Raw genomic sequence first — 19,975 nt, forward strand, 5'->3', positions numbered from 1 at the left:
GCCGCCTTTCGGCGGCTTCAGTGGCGGAGAGAGAGGGATTCGAACCCCCGAACAGGTTTCCCCGTCTCCGCATTTCGAGTGCGGTGCCATCAACCACTCGGCCATCTCTCCGGAACGCCCATTCTATCAAACTGACCGTTAGAATCCAGCCTTCGGGAAGCCCGGGTAGGGCCTCATCCCGCGATCTGACCCCCGGCCACGGCCTGCCGGGCTTCCGTGAGCTGGGCCAGCGTGTAGGCCGCGAGGGCGAGCAGGAGGTCGCGGACCGCCACGTCGAGGTAGGCGCCCATGGTGAGCAGGTTCAGGGCGATGCCCACGAGCCAGAGGCCGGCGACGTAGGCGCCCAGGCGGGTCCAGCGGGTGAGGATGGCCAGGCCCACCAGCATCTCCACCAGCCCGATGGCATGCATGAAGGTGGCCGGGGAGACGGGGATCACGCGCAGCACCAGGGGATTCAGGTAGAGCTCCCACCTGGCGAGGAGGTTGAAGTACTTGTCCAGTCCCGCCAGGAAGGGCGCGGCGCCGAGGCCGATGCGCAGGGCCCACCAGCTCGTGTTCAGCTTGTCGTTCATGGTCTGGTTCCTTTCATCCATGGGGGAGCCTCAGAGGCTCTTCAGGTACTCGACGAGGTCCGCCTTCTGGGCGCTCGTCAGACCGAGACCCTTCCGGGTGTCGTAGGTCTCGACGACCGCGCCCAGCGTGGGGGCGGTGCCGTTGTGGAAGTAGGGCGCGTGCTGCCACAGCCCGGCCAGGGGCGCGGTCCGGTACATCCTGGTGGCGCTCCGCGAGGCGTAGCTGGGAACGCCCGCCGGCTCGGGCTCGCTGACCACCTCGCTGGGCAGGTGCAGTCGGAGGTTGGCGTCGGTCAGCGTCGGGCCCGAGTGGCAGGCGGCGCACTTCCCGGGGCCCTCGAAAACGGCCCTCCCCCGGCCGGCGGCCGCGGCATCGAAGCTCCCGGCTGGGGGCCGCGGCGCGGCGAGGCTCAGCTGGTAGGCCTGCAGCGCCGGCAGCTTGGCGGACACCAGGTCGGTGGTCCCGTTCGTGACGCTCACGCCGGTGCGGGGCTCGGAGAAGCTGCCCCGGCCGCCCATCTGGGTCACGGCGACATAGCGGTTCCAGTAGGCAAGGTCGCTGCCGTCGCCGGTGGCGGTGATGCTGTGCACGCCCAACAGCCCGTAGGCCGGCGGGATCACCTGGGGCCCGTTCTGGCCGTCCAGGTTGAAGCGGGGATCGTATCTCCCCTTGCCCCAGGAGGCGTAGACGGCCTTGGCGCCCGCGGGCACCGCAGGGGAGAGGGCGATGATGGCGCCCGGGTTCAGGTCGCGGTTGGCCCAGCCGTCCAGGCGCTTGCCGATGCCCGGCGCGAAGGAATCGTCCACGGTGGAGTGGCACAGGGCGCAGGTGATGCCGACCCGCGTGAGGGTGTCCTTCCCGTTCACGCTCTCCACCGTGCCCTTCACCCCCACGACGGCGTTGAGCTTCAGCAGGGCCACTGTGGTGGCCGGGTCGGTCAGGCTGATGGCCCCGCTCTGGATTCCCTGCACCACTGCGGACGGCAGCGCCTCGGCATCGACCTTCAGGCCCACGGACAGGGCGGTGGTGGGATCCACGGCGGTGGCGATCACCTGGTGCATGCCCAGGGTGTCCGTCCAGAAGGCCTCATCCCCGAAGGTGTCGTCGCGGAAGATGACCTTGCCCTGGGCGACCAGGGCCGGGTCCAGGGGCGGTTCGCCCGGGGCCGTTGCCGCCCGATGGCTGGAATAGCAGCCCGCGGCGACGAGCAGGGCCGCGACCGGGAGGGCGAGGGTGTATCTCAGGGGCAGTTTCATGGCGGACTCCTTGCCCGGACGGGCTCCTGTGGTTCACCTCCTGAAGCTAGGGGTTCTATAAAAACAAACAAGAATGTTTAAATTGTTTAAACTCTCAGCATCCGATTCGCCCGCGGAGGCGGCCATGAAGAACCTGCACGAGAACCAGCGCAAGATCCTGGAGCACCTGCTCAGCCATCACGAAGGCGCCTCGCTGGACGAGCTGGCCGCGCACCTGGGGCTCACGCGGACGGCGGTTCAGCAGCACGTCCTGAAGCTGATGGATCTCGGCTACCTCACCTACTCGGACACGAAGGGCTCCGTGGGTCGGCCGCGGCGGCGCTACCTGATCTCGGACGAGGGGATCGATGCCTTCCCCAAGAAGTACTCCTGGCTGGCCAACGCCATCCTGGCCCAGCTCGCCCAGAACCTGGGCCCCGGTGGCGCCAGGTCCTTCATGCAGAACCTGGCCGGCGCCGTGGCGGCCTCGCTGGAGAGCCGGGCGAATCCCGCCGATCCGCCGGCCCAGCGGCTGCGGAAGGTCACGGCGCTCATGAACGAGCTGGGCTACCGGGCCGTCCTGAAGCCCGGCGGCCCCGCCGGGGAAGCCGCCATCGAGGCGGTCAACTGCGTCTACCACGCCGTGGCCAAGGCGCACCCCGAGCTGTGCCAGTTCGACGTGAGCCTCATCGAGCAGGCCACCGGGATGGACGTCCACCTGGAGACCTGCATCGCCAAGGGCGGCGCCGTGTGCCGGTTCTGCGTATCGAAGCCCTCTCGGAGCTGAGAGACCACCCGGTAGAATCCAGCATCCGGGAGGCGGGCATGGACGGCAGGGCGTGGATGCTGGGATGGGCCCTGGCGGTGTCGGCCTCGGCCTCGGCCCAGGAGACGGACCTGTCCCTGACGGCCGCGGCGGCGGATCGCTTCGCGGCGCTGGCGCTCAAGTGCGCGCGGCAGGAGTATCCGAACAAGCTGGATCACGTGATGAACGGGGCGGGGGAGGTGCAGTCGCCGAAGGTCCTGCACCCGGCCTTCTACGGTTGCTTCGACTGGCACTCCTCGGTGCATGGGCACTGGATGCTGGTCCGCCTGCTGCGCACCCATCCGGACATGGCGAAGGCGGCGGAGATCCGCGCCGTGCTGGACGAGAATTTGGCGCCTGAGCGGATTGCGGTCGAGGTAGCCTACCTGGATCAGCCCAACCGGCGGAGCTTCGAGCGCACCTATGGCTGGGCCTGGTTGCTCAAGCTGGCGGCGGAGCTGAAGACCTGGGATGCGCCCGAGGCCCGTCGCTGGTCTGCGGCCCTGCAGCCCCTGGCGGATCGGATCGCCGCCGCCTACCGGGACTTCCTGCCGAAGCAGACGTACCCCATCCGCACCGGCGTCCACCCCAACTCCGCCTTCGGCCTGGACCTGGCGCTGGACTATGCGAAGGCCGCGCCGGATCCGCGGCTGGAGGTGGCCATCCTCGAGCGGGCGCAGACCTGGTTCGGCCGGGACCGCCGCGGTCCCCTGGCCTGGGAGCCGGGCGGGGAGGACTTCCTCTCGCCCTGCCTGGAGGAGGCGGCGCTGATGGCGCGCCTGCTACCCGGGAATCGCTTCGGCCCGTGGCTGGATGCCTTCCTGCCGGGCCTGCCCGGAACGCTGGTCCCCGCGGTCGTCTCGGACCGGACCGATCCCAAGATCGTCCACCTGGATGGCCTGAATCTGAGCCGCGCCCGGGCCCTGTATGACCTAGCCCGGACCTTCGGCCCCAGGGATCCCCGGCGGTCCGCCCTGGTCCGGGCCGCCGACCGCCACGCCCGGGCCTCGCTGCCGCATCTGGCCTCCGGCAGCTACGAGGGCGAGCACTGGCTGGCCACCTTCGCCCTGCGCATGCTCGAGGCCAGAGGCACGGGTATCAATAGATAACGAGGGCAATAAAAGGTAACTTTCAGGTTATCTATGATTTGCCTGGCTGAAAAATACCATTCCGACCCTTGACGTCCGGACGCTGTCGCACGACCATCGGCAGGCATTGCCTGACATCGATGTGCAAGGTTGACCACCTGTCCGGAGGTTTCTGGATCGGCTTCGCCGATCCATTCGGGACCTTCCGGGCCCTGCCGAGGGAGGATCTCGTGAGACTGCGAACCTATTCCATCGCCACCGTGGCGCTGGTGAGCGTGTTCCCGCTCGCCGCGCCGCTCCAGGCCTGCTGCGATGACTTCTGGAGCTGTGTGGGCGCCGTGGCCTCGGGGGGGCTCACCTGCGCGGTGGAAAGCCTGGTCAACAGCATCAGGACCCTCATCCAGAACGTGTCGCGGCTGGCTTCGACTCTGGGCCAGCAGGCCGCCGATGTGGTGAACCTCGCCAAGTCGGAATTGAACGGCGCCGCCGGGGACCTGCGGGGCCTGGCCGGCCAGGCCGAGGGGGACTTCAATGCTGCCGCCCAGCTGGCCCAGTCCGTTGTGAACGAGGCGAGCCGCCCCCAAGTGATGGTTCCCCACGTGGCGCCCGGTGTCGCGGCGGCCGCCGGCACCGCCGGAGCGCGAGCGGGCACCGTCGGCGTGCAGCCCCCGGGCGTCCGTCCGGGTGCCACCACCGCCACCGCGAAACCCTCGACGGTGGGCGCGGTTGGTGCGGGCACGGGAGTCCGGGTGGATCAGCTGCCGGCCGATCCCCACGAGGTGACGGAGGCCCTGCGGAGGGCCAAGGATGCCATCGACGCCCTCCGCCCCGATGTGACGCAGCCCATCAACCAGGTCCGCCAGTTCGCCACCCAGGCCGAGCAGCAGGCCGCCTCCGCGGCTTCCTCCGCCGCGAACATCGCCCAGACGGCCCTGCTGGCGCCGCTCCAGACCTTGGGCAACATGCTCACGGACCTGGTCAACCACCCGGAGCACATCTTCGATCCCAGCCGGATCGTGGACGACGCCATCACCCAGATCACGAACCAGGCCATCACCACCATGACCCAGGTGCATGACGCGGTGATGCAGCAGGCCAAGGCGACCCTGGACCAGGCCCAGCGGCCCATCCAGGACGCCCTGGACCGCGCCGCGGTGGCGAAGAAGATCGCCGACGCCATGCAGAAGGTCCAGCGCGCGAAGACGAAGTCGTCCTGCGACGCCCTCAACGCCCTGATCCCGCGCCAGCGCCTGGAGGTCCGCGCCTTTGTCACCCACGTGGCCGGCGCCGCGCCCGCCCCGGGGGTCATGGCCCTGAACCTGAACCAGAACAGGACCCTGGCCCTGGCGCCCTTCAACCGGACGGTGGCCTCGCGGCTCACCGCCAAGACTGCCGGCACCCAGATGGCCGCCAAGCTGAAGGGTCCCTGGCAGGACTTCAAGCGCCTCCAGGCCGCCCCCCCCAAGGTGGACCCCGCGGCGAAGCCCAGGGTGGACGCCGAGATCTCCCGCCGCTTCGCCGGGAAGTCGCCCGCGGAGGCCGAGGGCGAGAAGCGCGCCATGCTGAACGAGGCCCGCACGCGGTTCGCCAAGGATCCGGCCCTGCTCCGGAAGGTCGAGGCCATGCTCGACAACGACCCGGTGATCCGGGGCCGCCTGGGCGGCCCCCGCGGCGCGGCGATGCGTGAGCAGTAGGGCCATGCCCGGGGGTTCCCCCTTGTCTGGGAGGCAGGTGTGATCGATCGGTCTCTGCGGACCTTCGTCCTGGCCACCGCCACCGCCGCCACGGCGGTGGCGGCCGGGGACGGCTTCGAGCTGAAGCCGCCCGCCGCCCCCGGCGCGCCACTCCAGGGCACCGCCACAGCGCCGGCGGGAACGGAATGGGTGGTGGTCTTCTACCGGGTGGCGGGGGAGGAGGAGTTCTCCAGCTTCAACCTGGATGTGGGGCCGGACGGGACTTCCTATGCGGGCCAGCTGCAGGGCGCCTTCCCCTCGGGGGCGAAGCTCGAGTACTACGCGGCCCTGCGCACCCCCGCCGGCATCAAGTACCTGCCCCGGGAAGCCCCGGCGGCCTTCGCCAGCCTGCAGCTGCCCGGCACCCCCGTGGCCCCGGCGGGCGGGGCTGCGGCCCAGGCTCAGGCCGAGCCGGTGCCTGGGCCGGGCTCCGGTCCCGGCCCGGGGAACCCGCCCCCGGCCCACGGCCCGATCTACGTGGACGGCGCCTTCGAGCGCGTGGCGCACCACCAGAACCCGGTTCCGGGGGAGCAGCGGAATGTGGCCTCGGGCCAGATCCGGTTCGCCTACCAGAAGGACGAGGATGGCCGCCAGGTGCTGCTGAACGCCCGGGTGGTCTACACCAACCAGCCCTTCGGGAACCAGACGCGCTGGAGCCTCGGCGACCTCCAGGCGGCCTACGCCGCCGGAGGCCACAAGGTCCAGGTGGGCGACATGGTGGTCCAGGAATCCGAGCTGACCCTGGGCGGGGCGGGGCGCCGGGGCCTCGATTACACCTACGCGGGGCAGCCGCTGGGGGCCCATCTCTTCGCCCTCAACACCCAGGCCCATGCCGGCACGGAGGGGCTGGCCTGGCCCGTGAAGGGCAGCGAGGTCTACGGCGGGTCCCTGGGCTACGGATGGCTCAACGGCAACCTTCGGGCCAAGGTGGTCTTCCTCTCGGGGAAGGACGATCCCGCCACCGCCACGAACCTGGTGTCCGCCTACGCGCCCACAGTGCGGGACGGGTCCACCGGCTCCCTGGTCCTGGACGGGCGCTTCTTCGACAGCCGGCTGGCCGTATCCGGGGAGTACGCGCGCAGCCTCTTCACCAAGGACCTGCTGAACGAGGCGCCCCACCTCGCCGACCAGGCCTGGCGCCTCAGCGGCTTCTGGGCCGATGGGCCCTTCAGCGCCCAGCTCGGCTACCGGGACGTGGGCCGGGACTTCGGGACCGTGGGCGTGGCGTTCTTCGTGGGGGACCGCCGCACCCTGAACGGCAGCCTCGGGTTCAACCGCGCCACCTGGAGCCTCAGCGCCACGGCCATCGACGAGCGCACCAACCCCACCGGACAGCCCGGCCTGGACCAGGCCTGGAGCCAATCCCAGAGCCTGGATGCGAGGGTGGGGCTCACCCAGGCGCTGTTCTGGCGGGTGGGGCTCCGGCAGGCCCGCCAGGAGGCCGAGCTGATCTCCAATCCGCTCATCCCCTTCAGCAACAGCACCCGCTCCGGGCTGACCACCGGCTTCGACCTGATGCTGCCGCCCGCCTCCAGCCTGGCGTTCAACGCCCAGTTCGACCGCCTCCGCGCGGAAGGCGCCAGCGACACCCGGGGGACCAGCACCACCTTCTCCCTCGGCGGCAGCCTGGCCGTGGGACAGCGCGTGCGGGTGTCCCCGAACCTGAGCTGGTCCCGGACCCTCAACGATCCCGGGGACCAGAAGACCACCATGGAGAACGCCTTCCTCAACGCGGACTTCGCGCTCGTCCCCGGCATCCTGGGCTTCCTCCTGAACGGGGGCATGTCCCGGACCGTGCTCGTCACCGGCGAGGTGATGGAGAACTCTGTGGCGGAGGGCACCCTGCGGTTCTTCCTGGACACCTTCCTCAAGGGCCGCGGCCGGGCCAGCCTGGGCCTCAAGGGCCGCTACACCCACGCGCCGGCCCTGGCGGCCCTGGCCCGGGGCGGGGCGACGGGGACGCCGACCCCCGCCACCACGGCTGCGGCCATGGCCAACGACAACCAGGTGTCGATCCTCCTGAACATCTCGTACTGAGGAGCAGCCCCATGCGAAACCTCCTCATCACCCTCGCGCTCCTCGGCACCCTGGCCCTGGGGGCCCAGGGCACCGGCACCCTCTCCGTGACCCCCGGCATCCCGGTCACGGGGGTTCCCACCACGTTCCTGCTGTCCGCCAGTCCGGCGCCGGTCGGCGCCGTGGTCTGGGACTTCGGGGATGGCACCTCCCTCAGCGGCGGATCCGTGGCGACCCATGTCTACGCGCGGTCCGGGCCCTACCTGGTGCAGGCGGTCTATCCGGTGGTGGTCGGGCAGGTGTTCCAGACCGCCCAGCTGCCGCTACGGGTGGCGGACCGCTTCGGGCCCGCGGCCCCGTTCAGCATCTCCATGCTGCGCCTCCGCTGGGAGGATGGCCGCGTGGACACCACCGTGGAGCAGGGCTTCAGCCCCCTGGCCGCCTTCGCGGACGTGAAGTTCGAAGGCACGGGGCTGCTCCAGGCCCAGTGGGTGGTGGATGACATCCCGCTGGGCACGTTCACGGCGTCCCTGGCCTTCGCCGGCGCGGTCACCCTGGACTCGAGCCGCATGATCCCCCTGCCCACCACGGCCTACGGCGAGCACCTGGTCACCCTCAGGATCCTCTCGCCGGTGGTGCCCTTCGAGTCGCCCCGGATCCGCTACTTCGTGAAGCTGGGCGGCGAGGAGGCCCCCCAGGTGGATGAGGTGGCCCCCTCGGCGGTGCGCCCCGGCGAGGAGACGGAGCTCCGCATCCGCGGCCGCCGTCTGGCCCCGGGCATGGCCGTCTCCTTCGGCAAGGACATCGCCCTGGTAGCGCCGCTTCGGTTCCCGGAGCCCGGCTGGGCCATCGCCCGGGTCTTCGTGGCTCCCACGGCCCACCCGGGTTTCCGCGAGGCCCAGGCCTTCAGCAAGGCCGGGCGGAGTCGCGGCCCGGCGCGGCTGGAGGTGCTGCCCCGGCCCCGGCAGACAGCTTCGGCTGGACCGGTGCCGCCCGCGCCCCTCCTGGCCTTCCTCTGGTCCGAGGGAGATGGCGTGGCGAAGCCCAGCCTGCTCCGGGCGCTGACGGCGGCCTTCTTCCCTCCGGAGGAAGGGTATTCCGCCGGAGAGGCCCCAAACCTCTTCCAGCGGCCTTCCGGAGAAGAATGATCCCCGGGGACCCGGGCTCAGGTACGCCGCCGCCGGAAGAAGGCCTGCAGCTGCTCCCGGCATTCCGGCTCCAGCAGGCCCCCCTCGAAGGCGAAGCGGTGGTTCAGGGCCGCGCCGTCCAGGGTGTCCAGCCAGCGGCTGACGCCCACCTTGGGGTCCGAGGCGCCAAACACCACGCGCCCGACCCGGGCGTGGATCAGCGCGCCGAAGCACATGAGGCAGGGCTCCAGCGTCACGTAGAGCGTGGCGCCCGTGAGCCGGTAGTTCTTGGCCCAGGCCCCGGCGCTGCGCAGCGCCTGGATCTCCGCATGGGCCGTGGGGTCGTTCAGCTTCACGGGGTGGTTGTGGCCGCGGCCCAGGAGGGCACCTTCTGACACCAGCACGGCGCCCACGGGCACCTCGTCCAGGCGGTCCGCCTTCTCGGCCTCCTCGAGGGCGAGCTTCATGAAGTAGATGTCGTCACCGCTCCACATGGCCCAACCAGTGTGGCTGATTTCTCGGCCGCTCCCATGGCCAGGTGATTCCCTCCTCGCCGGGGGCCCGACGATGGAGGCGACATCGAGTCGCCTCCATCGTCACCCGGCGGTCGGGACGTCACCGCTCCACATGCTTCCAGTGTGGCCGAACGGTGATCCGTACATCGGGAACAAAGGAGCAGTATGGCCGAAAAGCCCTTGAACAAAAAGGCTGATCCTCGGTTTTGAGGGTCGCTACACTCACTTTGGTCCTTCGGACCGATGTCATTCTCACGACCCCGCGGCGGCCCGGCCCCCGCGGGGTTTTTGCAGAGCCGCCGAGCGGGGGACGCACATGCAAGCGCACCTGATCCTGAAGGACGGGACCATTTTCCGGGGGCGCGCGCCGTTGGGCTTCGGCGGGGGCGGCGAGGCGGTGTTCACCACGGCCATGGCCGGCTACCAGGAGATCCTCACGGATCCCAGCTTCGCGGGCCAGATGGTCTGCATGACCTTCCCCGAGCAGGGCATCTACGGCATCCACGCCGACCTGAACGAGGGCACGCGGCCCTGGGCCACGGGCCTGCTCTGCCGCCGCCTCACCTTCGCGCCGGACCACACCCGCTCCGAGGGCGACCTGGCGGGCTGGCTCAAGCGCCACCACATCCCCGTGATGACCGACCTCGACACGCGCGCGCTCACCCAGCACCTGCGCGATCAGGGCTCCCAGCCCTCGCTCATCTGGACTGAGTTGGACGGCAGCCTGGATGCGGGCGTGGCCAAGGCCAGGGCCCTGTCGGACATGACCGGCCAGGCCCTCTGCGCCGAGGTGAGCTGCAAGGACCGCTACGAGCTGAACCCCGGCGGCGCCTTCCGCGTGGCGGTGCTGGATGGCGGCATCAAGCTCGGCATCCTGAGGCAGCTGGAGGCCGTGGGCCTGCACCTGGAGGTCTTTCCCTGGGACGCCCCGGCCGCGGAGCTGGCCGCCAAGCGCTTCCACGGGCTCTTCCTCAGCAATGGCCCCGGCGATCCCGCCGCGCTGCCCGGCATGCAGAAGGAGGTCGAGGCCTGCATCGGCAAGCTGCCCATCTTCGGCATCTGCCTGGGCCACCAGCTGCTGGGCCAGGCCTTCGGCGGCCGCACCTTCAAGCTCAAGTTCGGCCACCGCGGCGCCAACCAGCCCGTGCACGACCTCATGACCGGCCGCATCGAGATCACGGCCCAGAACCACGGCTTCGCGGTGGATGAGGCCAGCCTGCCGAAGGAGATCGAGGTCACCCACAAGCACCTCAGCGACGGCACCGTCGAGGGCCTGCGGCACACCAAGCTGCCGATCTTCTCGCTCCAGCATCACCCGGAGGCCTCGCCCGGACCCCACGACGCCCACCCGGCCTTCCAGCGCTTCGTCGCTATGCTCCAGGAGGTCCACCATGCCTAAGCGGACGGATCTGAAGAGTGTGCTGGTGCTGGGTTCCGGCCCCATCCAGATCGGCCAGGCCTGCGAGTTCGACTACTCGGGGACGCAGGCGCTGAAGGCCCTGAGGGAGGAGGGCATCCGCACCATCCTGCTGAACTCCAACCCGGCCTCGATCATGACGGACCCGGGCCGGGCCGACGCCACCTACATCGAGCCCCTCACCCTGGCGGTGCTGGAGAAGGTCATCGAGGCCGAGCGGCCCGACGCCATCCTGCCCACCGTGGGCGGCCAGACGGCCCTCAACCTCGCCATGGAGGCCCACGAGAGCGGGCTGCTGGAGCGCACGGGGGTCATGCTCATCGGCGCCCAGCCCGAGGCCATCAACCGCGGCGAGGACCGCCAGCTCTTCAAGGCCCTCATGGACGACCTGGGCCTGGAGACCTGCCGCGGCGGCTTCGCCCACAACATGGGCGAGGCCCGCGACCTGCTCAAGCTCACGGGCTTCCCCGCCATCATCCGCCCCAGCTTCACCCTGGGCGGCAGCGGCGGCGGCATCGCCTACAACGTGGAGGAGTTCGAGACCATCGTGGCCCGGGGCCTGGACCTGAGCCCCACCAAGCAGGTGCTCATCGAGGAGAGCATCCTGGGCTGGAAGGAGTTCGAGCTGGAGGTGGTGCGGGATCTCGACGACAACGTCGAGGTGATCTGCTCCATCGAGAACCTGGACCCCATGGGCATCCACACGGGCGACAGCATCACGGTGGCGCCCGCGCTCACGCTCACGGACCCCGAGTACCAGCGCATGCGCGACGCGGCCCTGGCCGTCATCCGCGCAGTGGGCGTGGAGACCGGCGGCTCGAACATCCAGTTCGCGCTGGACCCCGAGACCAGCCGCATCATCGTCATCGAGATGAACCCCCGCGTGAGCCGCAGCTCCGCGCTGGCCTCGAAGGCCACGGGCTTCCCCATCGCCTGGGTGGCCACGAAGCTGGCCCTCGGCTACCGGCTCTGGGAGCTGCCCAATGCCATCACCCGCATGACCAAGGCGGCCTTCGAGCCGGTGCTGGACTACGTGGTGGTGAAGATCCCGCGCTTCACCTTCGAGAAGTTCCCCCAGGCCGAGAAGGTGCTGGGCACGCAGATGAAGAGCGTGGGCGAGGTCATGAGCCTGGGTCGCAGCTTCCAGGAGGCCCTGCAGAAGGCCGTGCGCTCGCTGGAGGAAGGCCACAAGGGCATCTCCGGCGCCCTGGAAGGGAAGCTGGACCTGGGCCGCCTCAAGGAGCACCTGCTCATCCCCGGGCCCCAGCGCATCTTCTGGGTCTACCACGCGCTCAAGGCCGGCCACAGCGTGGAGGAGCTGCACCGCCTCACGAATATCACGCCCTGGTTCCTGCGCGAGATCGAGGAGATCGTGGTGCTGGAGGGCCGCCTCCGCAGCTTCCCTGTGGATCGCCTGCCCGAGGAGCTGCTGGAGAAGGCCAAGCGCGCCGGTTTCGCGGACGATCAGATCGCCGTGTTCTGCTCGGGCACCGAGGCCGAGGTCGCCGCCCGCCGCGAGGCCCTGGGCCTGCGTCCGGCCTACAAGCGGGTGGACACCTGCGCCGGCGAGTTCCAGGCCGAGACACCCTACCTCTACGGCACCTGGGAAGATCACAGCGAGGCCGAGCCCACGGACCGCCCCAAGGCCATCGTGCTGGGGAGCGGGCCCAACCGCATCGGCCAGGGCGTGGAGTTCGACTGCTGCTGCGTGCAGGCGGTGGAGGCCATCCGGGCCAGCGGGGTGGAGGCCATCCTCATCAACTGCAACCCCGAGACCGTCAGCACGGACTTCGACACCAGCGACCGCCTCTACTTCGAACCCCTCACCTACGAGCATGTGAAGGCCGTGGTGGACCGCGAGGCCGCCGGCGGCAAGCTCCTGGGCGTCTTCGCCCAGTTCGGCGGGCAGACGCCGCTCAAGCTGGCCGGCCCCCTGCATGCCGCGGGCGTGAAGCTCCTGGGCACGCCGCTCAACGCCATCCTCGACGCCGAGGACCGCGAGCGGTTCGGCCAGGCCCTCAGGCGCCTGGACATCCCGGCCCCGGCCTGGGGCATGGCCACCAGCTACGAACAGGCCAGGGACATCGCCCAGCGCCTGGCCTACCCCGTGATGGTGCGTCCCAGCTTCGTGCTGGGCGGCCGCGCCATGGCCGTGGTCTTCGATGATGCGGGCCTCGAGAAGTACATGCGGGAAGCCGTGGCCGTGAGCAACGACCAGCCCATCCTGCTGGACCGCTTCCTGGACGGCGCGCAGGAGCTGGACATCGACGTGGTGTGTGACGGCGAGCAGGTGGTCATCGCCGGCCTCCTGGCCCACATCGAGGAGGCGGGCATCCACAGCGGCGACAGCTACGCCGTGATCCCCGCCCTGGGCGTGCCCGAGGACATCCTGGAGACCGTGAAGGGCTACGCCCGGAAGCTGGCCCTGGATCTGGGCGTGCGTGGCCTCATGAACCTGCAGTTCGCCGTGAAGGACGGCATCGCCTACTGCCTGGAGGCCAACCCCCGGGCCAGCCGCACGGTGCCCTTCGTGAGCAAGGCCACGGGCATGGACTGGGCCGGCGTCGCCGCCCGCATCGGCCTGGGCCAGAGCCTGAAGCAGCAGGGCGTCACCGATGGTGTGCCCCGCGCCGTGTCGGTCAAGGGCGTGGTCTTCCCCTTCGCCAAGTTCCCGGGCGTGGATCCGGTGCTGGGCCCCGAGATGAAGAGCACGGGCGAGGTCATGGGCATCGGCGACGGCTTCGGCGAGGCCTACGCCAAGGCCCTGCTGGCGGCGGGCATCCCGTTGCCGCTGTCGGGCACGGTGTTCCTCACGGTCAACGACCGGGACAAGGCGCGCCTGCCGGAGCTGGCCCACAAGCTGGTGGCCCTGGGCTTCGGCCTCTGTGCCACCGAGGGAACGGCCCGCACGCTGGAGTCCGTGGGCCTCAAGGTGCGCAAGATCTTCAAGGTGAACGAGGGCCGGCCCAACGCCGTGGATCTGCTGAAGAACGGCGAGGTGCAGTGGGTCATCAACACACCCCTGGGCCGCGACGCCTTCTTCGACGAGAGTGCCATCCGCCGCGAGGCCCTGCGCCTGAAGATCCCCTGCCTCACCAACCTCAGCGCCGCCCTCGCCGCCTGCGAAGCCGTCGAGACCCTGCGCGGCGAGATGAAGGTGCGGGCGATCCAGTCCTTGGGATGATTCCTGCCCTCGCCACCTGATGGGCCGGCAGAGATTCTTCCGGCTCGATCAGGTGGCGCGGTCTAGGGACGCATGTTGTAGCGGTTCAGGAAAGCTTCCACGGCTCCCGGATTGGCTTTCAGCCAGGCCTCGTAATCAGGCCGGAAGGTCTCGCGGTAGCGCAGCAAGAAGATGGCTGCGTCGAGTTGACCATCTCGCTGGAAGGTCAGGAACTGGCGAAGGATTCGATCTTTCGGCTCGGTCCCGGCTTTCTGACACGCCTCGGCATAGGTCGTCAGGCTCAGCTCCCAGAAGAAGCGCTCCTGCTGGAACCGGGTCTTGAGGTTCGGAGTGTCTTTGCCTCCACCAGAACCGGCATCCACACTGATCCTGTCGAGGATGGCGCCGGCCAGGATCATCCAGACGGATTGGGCCTGGGCGTCCGCGGGGGAATCGCTGAGGCTCACGGTCTGAGCCCCGTCCTTGTTCCATCCGACCATGACGCCGGGTCTGAAGGCGAGCCGCGTCATGGGGCGTCCCTCATCCCTGCGATACCAGGCCAGAGGCTGCCAGCTGGCGCGGTTGCCAGGGAAGACCTTGATGGCCTCGATCATGGTTGCTTCGGCTTCCTGTTTCCGCCCCAGGGCCTTCTGGGCGTCTGCGAGGTAGCGCCAGGCCCGCGGATCGGCGGGATTAAGCTGCGCTGCCTTTCGGAACCACGAGATGGCATCCTCCATCCGCTTTTCCGCGAAGTAGGCATCCCCCACATAGAGTGCCGCCTGGGCAAAGGCCGGGCTCTCTTTGAGAGCCTTTAAATAATGGGTGCGGGCCTCGTCCCAGGCCTCTTTTCCGAAGGCTTCCTCCCCCGCGCTGAAGGCCTGGGTGGCGGCCGCCGATGGATCAGCAGGCGCCGGGCGTTCCGCATCCCGCAAGTGCTGAAGCAGGGACATGGCGTTCGCCGCTGCGTTCTTGTCGAGTTCCTGTATGTCCAGCATCGCCGTAGCGCTTTCCTCGGCGCATTCCTGGTACCAGGCGGCGGACCATCCCTTGGATTGCTTCGCCATCTCTCGATATACCTGGGCCCGGATCCAAAGTGGTTGGGCATCCTTCGGGTCGCGGGCGATGGCCAGATCCAGCTGATCGAGGGCTTCGCCGACCTTCCCCGCGTTCAGAAGGTCGATGGCCTTTTGAACGGGAAGAATGGGGGCCATGGGAGGAATGGCGGGCGGCGCGAGGGCCACGATGGCGGGGGCCAGGAGCGGGAGGGGCATGCGGCGTCCGGGGAATGACTCAGGATTCCCGGATGGCGGGTCGGGGTCAACCGCTCGAGAAACGGGAAGGCCGGAGGTGGCACATGACAATTGACGTACCGGCGACGATCATGTCCTTCCGCCATCTTCCCGGAGGTCGTCATGTCCGCGTCCGTTACTGACCGTATCCAGTCCTTCCTGGTCTCGGGCCCCTTTGCGGTGGTGGGCGCGAGCACGGACCGTTCGAAGTACGGGAACAAGGTGCTGCGCTGCTACCAGCAGCATGGGAAAGAGGTCTATCCCATCAACCCCAAGGCGCCTGAGGTGGAGGGCCTGAAGGCCTACCCCTCGCTGGCGGCGCTGCCGGTGAAGGTGCCGGCCATCTCGGTGATCACGCCACCGGCGGCCACGGAGCAGGTGGTCCGCGAAGCGGCGGCCGCGGGTGTGAAGCACATCTGGATGCAGCCCGGCGCCGAGAGCGACGCGGCCATCCGCACGGCGGAATCCCTGGGGATGAACGTCATCGCCGGGGGGCCCTGCCTGCTGGTGATGATGGGCTATCACGAGTGAATCCGCTGCGCGGATTCACATATAAAAAGCCTTCCGGATTCGCGAAGCGAATCCTCATCTGAATTCGCGCAGCGAATTCAGCCTAGGCCAGCCCCAGGCTCCTCCGTACCTCCAGCCGATCCTCCTCGTGGGCCTGGATCAGCTTGGGCACTTCGTTCTGCCACAGCTTCGATACATCGGCGAAGGAGATGGTCGGCTTCGCTTCGGCGCCAGGGGTCGAGGGTTCGGTTGAGTCCTGCGAGAACATCCCGCGGGTACCAGGTTCGGGGGTCATGGGTTTGGATCCTCAGTAGGGAAAGGTAAGCGGTCTGGAGCTGATACGCAATCACGGAATCGACGGCTTTCGGGCGCGTCCGCACGCTGGCGATGGCCTCGTGCCCCGTGGTCATGAGATCGGGGCCCTCCTCGTCCACGCGCACGTGGTAGAGCCGCAGGGAGCGACCCGCCCGGGGGGCGAAGCCCAGAAAGGTGAAGGGGGCCCACGCGTGGGCCCGGGCCATGCGGTCCAGGGGCACGTAGCGGCCTTCGCGCTCGGAGCGGGCCAGCATGGCCTTGAGGGCGCCGCCGGGGTCGCGGTCTGTGTAGACGAGGTGGACCTCGCCGCAGCCCGCCTGCCGGATGCGATCCAGGAGGAAGGCCACACCGTCGGGATCCGTGTGGGGCGCGTCGAACACGGCGCCGAAGGCTGATCCCATGGCCAGGGCGTTGGTGGTCTTCCCCGTGGCCTGGCCGCCCATGAAGATGATCACCGGCCCGCCCTGGGCATGGGCCAGGGCCCGGTCGCGCAGGCGCTTGCCCAGGGCGTTCAGATGCACGGCGGCCCGGCCCGCCGGATCCTCCAGGGCCTCGTAGCCCTGGGTGGGGTTCTGGCGGAGGCTGGGCAGCAGCGTGGCGAGGAGGTCCCCGTTCACCAGTTGGCCCTTGAGCGTCCCCGGCCGGGCCGCGTAGTCATCGAGGGCGGGGCCCGCCCGGCGGGCCAGGTCCGCGGCCTCGGCCTCGAGGGCCCCGCGCAGGTTCCGGCGCCCGGCTTCATCGAGCTCCCAGTAGGAGCGGCGCTGGTGCCAGGGAACCTGCTGCCAGGGCAGCGGAGCCGGGGAGGGAAGGGGGGGCATGACCCCCCCAGCCTACTGGATGGCGGGGGGGACCACACCCTATGCTCGAAACCATGTCCGCTCCCGCCTCCACCCTCCTGTTTCCCGGCCAGGGCACCGAGGTCCCGGGCATGTCCCGGGGCTGGGAGGGCCACGAGGCCTGGGCGGAGACGCTGGGGGTGGCGGAAAGCCACACAGGCCGGCCCCTGAGGCGGGCCATGGTCGAGGGGCCGCTGGATCTGCTGCGGTCTCAGCGGTTGGCGCCCTGTGCCGTGCTGGCCCACTCCGTGGGTATCTACCGCGCCTGGCGCGGGGCCGGGATGGCCCTTCCCGTGGCTGCCGCGGGCCACAGCATGGGGTTCTACTCCGCCCTCGTGGCCGCCGGAGTGGTACCGCTCGAGGCGGCCCTGGACCTGATCTCCGCCGTGGAGGACCTCAGCGAGGCCGCCTTCGGCCGCGGGGCCATGGGCATGGCCTTCCTCATCGGCGTGCCGGAGTTGGAGGTGCACCGGGCCCTGGCGGACCACCCGGGGCTTGTGCTGTCCAATCGCAATGGGCAGGCCCAGTTCACGGTCTCCGGCCCCGTGCCCGCCCTCGAGATCCTGGTGGGGAGACTGGAGCCTGCGGCCCTCAAGGCGGGCCTGTTGCCGGTGCAGCATCCCCTGCATGGCCCCCACATGGCGGCGCTGCTGCCGGCCATCACCCGGAGGCTGGCGGCCGTGCGGCCCGCGGAGCCCGCCTTCCCGCTGATCTCCCACTTCGACGGGCGCCTGCTCACGACGGGCGCGGCAGCCTGGGATGAGGGCATCGCCTCCGTGGCCCTGCCCGTGGACTGGCTGGCCGTGGTGGCCCGGCTGAAAGCCCTGGGCGCTCCGCTGGCGGAGTGCGGCCACGGTCGGCAGCTGGCGGGGCTGACCCGCTGGGCGGAGCGGGACCTGGTGGTGGCTTCGCTCCAGGACCCCCCGCGCTCGTAAAAAATCGCCCAATTCTCTGGTAATACATCTGGATATGCCGCCCGGGGCTCTGCCATGATGGGCTCCCGAACCCTTCGGTCTGGATGCGCTCCATGGCGGTTTCCCCTCTCATCCTCGGTGAAGCGCTGGCGAACAGGTGTTCCCAGGTGCTCTACCGCTGCATGGAGGAGGTGGGCAGCACGAAGGGGGTCCTCTACCTCCGGGTGCCGGGGCAGGGCGCGTTCGAGGTCGTGAGCTTCTACGGCTGGCCCCGCGGGACCCGGCCGCCGGTGTCCATCCCCGAAGGCCACCCGCTGTTGATCCGGACCCAGCGCCAGCGCCGGACCTACGTGGTGAATGACGCCTCGGAGTCGCCTGAGCTCTCGGCCTTCGGCCAGGGCGGGGAGTGGCCCCGCTACCTCATCACGCCGGTCTATCTGCAGGGGGACTGGGTGGGCCTGCTCATCCAGCGGGACCGCATCAAGGGCGGCACCTTCGAGGCGGAGCGGGACGAGCCGCCCACCCTGGCCATCTGCGGGGATCTCGTGGCGGCCCTGAAGGAGTTCCACTTCTACGGCGGACCCCGTTCCGTCCCGATGCAGCCCATCGGTCCCGGCCGGGTGCCGGAGGGCCTGCCCACCGCGGCGGACCTCATCGGCGAGGTCGCACCAGCGCCCGAGCGGCTCCTGCCGCCGGTCCCTCCCGCTGTGCCCCATGCCCGGGCCGCGGGGCCGGGCGTCCCCTCCACAGGGCCCTCGACCAGGGAGCGGCTCTACGGCTTCCCGGGCGGCAAGAGCGACTACACGTCGCTGCCCTGGGAGGCCGATCGCAGTCTCAGCGGCTGGGTGGCACCCGCGCCCGTGAACCCCGAGCGCCGGCAGGGCATGGTGCCGCCTGAGCTGCGGGGGTTCTTCTGGGAGATCGCGGGGCTCATCAGCCAGATCCTCCCAGCCACCGCCGTGGCGCTCTGGATCGAGGATCCCGAGGAGATCCGCCCCATCCTCGCCTTCAGCACCCTGCCCCTGTCCCCGGACCTCCAGCAGCAGATCCTGGCCCACGCCACGTTCCACCTGCCGGCGGTGCGGGAACCGGATCTGCGCCTCATCAGCCGGACGGAGATGCCCGAGGTGCCGGCGCTCACGGGCGCGTTCGCCACCTACATGCCCCTCCTCCTCAATGAGACGCCCCACGGCCACGACCTGGTGATGGTGTTCCGCCTGGAGGACCACTCCTTCTCCCTCGCCGAGGTCGAGGCCATCCAGCAGCTGAGCCGCATCCTGGCGCTCCACCTCCAGGAGGCGCGGCTCCATGAGCGGTACCACCACGCCTTCCTGTCCGTGAGCCACCGCATCCTGCAATCCGGCGAGGGCCGGGTGCCGAGCCTGCGGCCCCACAGCCTGGCCACCGCGCGCCTGGCCCGGAACCTGGCCCTGATGCTCGACCTGCCCACCGAGGATGTGGAGGCGGTGAGCATCGCCGCCCTCCTCCACGACGTCGGCCTGCTGCTGCTGGACCCCCAGATGCTCGCGAAGCCCACGCTGACCGGCGAGGAGATGAAGAAGGTCCGCGACCATCCGGAGCTGGCGGCCGTCTTCCTCAAGGACCTGCGCTTCCCCTTCGACGTGATCCGCATCATCCGCCACCACCACGAGCGCTGGGATGGCCGGGGCTACCCGGAGGGCCTGCGCGAGACCGCCATCCCCATGGGCAGCCGCATCATCGGCCTCATCGAGGCCTACGAGGTGATGACCAGCGGCAAGGGTTATCGCCGGCCCCAGGGCTTCCGCCAGGCCCTGGTGGAACTCCGGAACGAGGCTGGCACCCAGTTCGATCCGGCGGTCGTGGAAGCTTTTTCCGAGCTCATGGCACGAAAGGATGAAAGGGCCTGATAATTGAGGCCCGGAGCGTCCATGCGGTCCACTCCTCCAGCCCGAACCCAGCGCGGCTTCACCATGGCCCTGGCCCTGGCCCTGGTCGTGGCGATGGGCGTGATGCTCATGAAGATGGGGCCCCGGCTGAGCGCCGAGGTCCAGCGGGAGAACGAGGCCGAGCTGATCTTCCGGGGCGAGGCCATTGCCACGGCACTCAGGGTCTATTTCGCCCAGATGAAGCGCTACCCCACGGACCTGGACGAGGTCATGAAGGTCCGCCCCCGTATCCTGCGCCAGAAGTACCTGGACCCCATGACCAGCAGCGGCGAGTGGCAGTTCGTCACCCAGGTGCAGGCCGGAGCCTCCGGCGATACCCAGGGCCTGCCCATCGTCGGAGTGCGCAGCCGCTCCGATAAGGACAGCATCCACGCCTATCAGGGCAAGACCCTGGTGAAGGACTGGCTCTTTACGGCTGACGAGAATCTCCTCGGAGGAGGCGCCATCACGGAGAACGAGCGGACCCGGCGCGGCCTCCAGGGGACCACGCCGACCCCCCGGAAGCCCTGAG

General features: G+C 69.6%; 16 protein-coding genes and 1 tRNA gene. 11 read left to right on the plus strand and 6 right to left on the minus strand.

Annotation, left to right across the window (positions count from 1 at the left end; genetic code table 11):
• Positions 1-21: 21 nt before the first annotated feature.
• The 3 genes from QSJ30_RS02975 to QSJ30_RS02985 form a co-directional block, all read right to left on the minus strand.
• Positions 22-111: transfer RNA gene (locus tag QSJ30_RS02975), tRNA-Ser, on the minus strand.
• A 62-nt stretch (positions 112-173) separates the two neighbouring features.
• Positions 174-572, minus strand: a complete 399-nt coding sequence (locus tag QSJ30_RS02980) for a hypothetical protein (protein WP_285606293.1) — start codon at positions 570-572, stop codon at positions 174-176.
• A 30-nt stretch (positions 573-602) separates the two neighbouring features.
• The gene (locus QSJ30_RS02985; RefSeq protein ID WP_285606294.1) at positions 603-1,829 is read right to left on the minus strand and encodes a c-type cytochrome; all 1,227 of its coding nucleotides are present in this window, start codon (positions 1,827-1,829) and stop codon (positions 603-605) included.
• 124 nt (positions 1,830-1,953) lie between these two features.
• On the opposite strand from QSJ30_RS02985, the gene QSJ30_RS02990 reads away from it, so the two are divergent.
• The 5 genes from QSJ30_RS02990 (at position 1,954) to QSJ30_RS03010 (ending at position 8,598) form a co-directional block, all read left to right on the plus strand.
• Positions 1,954-2,595 carry a helix-turn-helix transcriptional regulator gene (locus QSJ30_RS02990; RefSeq protein WP_285606295.1) on the plus strand — a complete coding sequence of 214 codons (642 nt, stop codon included), beginning with the start codon at positions 1,954-1,956 and terminating at the stop codon, positions 2,593-2,595.
• Positions 2,596-2,633: 38 nt separating this feature from the next.
• Complete coding sequence (locus QSJ30_RS02995; protein ID WP_285606296.1) at positions 2,634-3,722, plus strand: DUF2891 domain-containing protein; 1,089 nt, start codon at positions 2,634-2,636, stop codon at positions 3,720-3,722.
• Between the two features lie 209 nt (positions 3,723-3,931).
• Positions 3,932-5,395, plus strand: a complete 1,464-nt coding sequence (locus tag QSJ30_RS03000; protein WP_285606297.1) for a hypothetical protein — start codon at positions 3,932-3,934, stop codon at positions 5,393-5,395.
• 39 nt (positions 5,396-5,434) lie between these two features.
• Entirely contained in the window at positions 5,435-7,471 is a 2,037-nt protein-coding gene (locus tag QSJ30_RS03005; RefSeq protein ID WP_285606298.1) for a hypothetical protein, read from the plus strand.
• An 11-nt stretch (positions 7,472-7,482) separates the two neighbouring features.
• The gene (locus tag QSJ30_RS03010) at positions 7,483-8,598 is read left to right on the plus strand and encodes a PKD domain-containing protein (protein WP_285606299.1); all 1,116 of its coding nucleotides are present in this window, start codon (positions 7,483-7,485) and stop codon (positions 8,596-8,598) included.
• A gap of 17 nt (positions 8,599-8,615) precedes the next feature.
• On the opposite strand, the gene tadA is transcribed toward QSJ30_RS03010, so the two are convergent.
• Positions 8,616-9,071 (minus strand): tRNA adenosine(34) deaminase TadA, encoded by a 456-nt coding sequence (tadA, locus tag QSJ30_RS03015; protein ID WP_285606300.1) that lies wholly within the window; start codon positions 9,069-9,071, stop codon positions 8,616-8,618.
• Between the two features lie 337 nt (positions 9,072-9,408).
• On the opposite strand from tadA, the gene carA reads away from it, so the two are divergent.
• A complete protein-coding gene (gene carA, locus QSJ30_RS03020) occupies positions 9,409-10,491 on the plus strand; it encodes a glutamine-hydrolyzing carbamoyl-phosphate synthase small subunit (RefSeq protein ID WP_285606301.1) in 1,083 nt (360 codons plus the stop codon).
• Positions 10,484-13,693 carry a carbamoyl-phosphate synthase large subunit gene (gene carB, locus QSJ30_RS03025; protein ID WP_285606302.1) on the plus strand — a complete coding sequence of 1,070 codons (3,210 nt, stop codon included), beginning with the start codon at positions 10,484-10,486 and terminating at the stop codon, positions 13,691-13,693. The genes carA and carB overlap by 8 nt, the downstream gene beginning before the upstream one ends.
• A 62-nt stretch (positions 13,694-13,755) precedes the next feature.
• On the opposite strand, the gene QSJ30_RS03030 is transcribed toward carB, so the two are convergent.
• On the minus strand, positions 13,756-14,913 hold the full coding sequence (locus QSJ30_RS03030) for a tetratricopeptide repeat protein (RefSeq protein ID WP_285606303.1): 1,158 nt from the start codon (positions 14,911-14,913) through the stop codon (positions 13,756-13,758).
• 171 nt (positions 14,914-15,084) lie between these two features.
• On the opposite strand from QSJ30_RS03030, the gene QSJ30_RS03035 reads away from it, so the two are divergent.
• Positions 15,085-15,492 carry a CoA-binding protein gene (locus QSJ30_RS03035; protein WP_285606304.1) on the plus strand — a complete coding sequence of 136 codons (408 nt, stop codon included), beginning with the start codon at positions 15,085-15,087 and terminating at the stop codon, positions 15,490-15,492.
• Between the two features lie 77 nt (positions 15,493-15,569).
• Here QSJ30_RS03035 and QSJ30_RS03040 read toward each other — a convergent pair whose 3' ends face one another.
• On the minus strand, positions 15,570-16,604 hold the full coding sequence (locus QSJ30_RS03040; protein ID WP_285606305.1) for a hypothetical protein: 1,035 nt from the start codon (positions 16,602-16,604) through the stop codon (positions 15,570-15,572).
• A gap of 53 nt (positions 16,605-16,657) precedes the next feature.
• Between QSJ30_RS03040 and QSJ30_RS03045 the strand changes: the two genes are divergently transcribed.
• The 3 genes from QSJ30_RS03045 (at position 16,658) to QSJ30_RS03055 (ending at position 19,974) form a co-directional block, all read left to right on the plus strand.
• Complete coding sequence (locus tag QSJ30_RS03045; RefSeq protein WP_285606306.1) at positions 16,658-17,557, plus strand: ACP S-malonyltransferase; 900 nt, start codon at positions 16,658-16,660, stop codon at positions 17,555-17,557.
• A 92-nt stretch (positions 17,558-17,649) separates the two neighbouring features.
• Positions 17,650-19,425, plus strand: coding sequence for an HD-GYP domain-containing protein (locus QSJ30_RS03050; RefSeq protein ID WP_285606307.1), 1,776 nt, complete (start codon positions 17,650-17,652; stop codon positions 19,423-19,425).
• 21 nt (positions 19,426-19,446) lie between these two features.
• Entirely contained in the window at positions 19,447-19,974 is a 528-nt protein-coding gene (locus QSJ30_RS03055; RefSeq protein ID WP_285606308.1) for a type II secretion system protein, read from the plus strand.
• Position 19,975: the final 1 nt, after the last annotated feature.

This window comes from Geothrix edaphica (genome assembly GCF_030268045.1).
GTDB classification, from domain to species: Bacteria; Acidobacteriota; Holophagae; order Holophagales; family Holophagaceae; genus Geothrix; species Geothrix edaphica.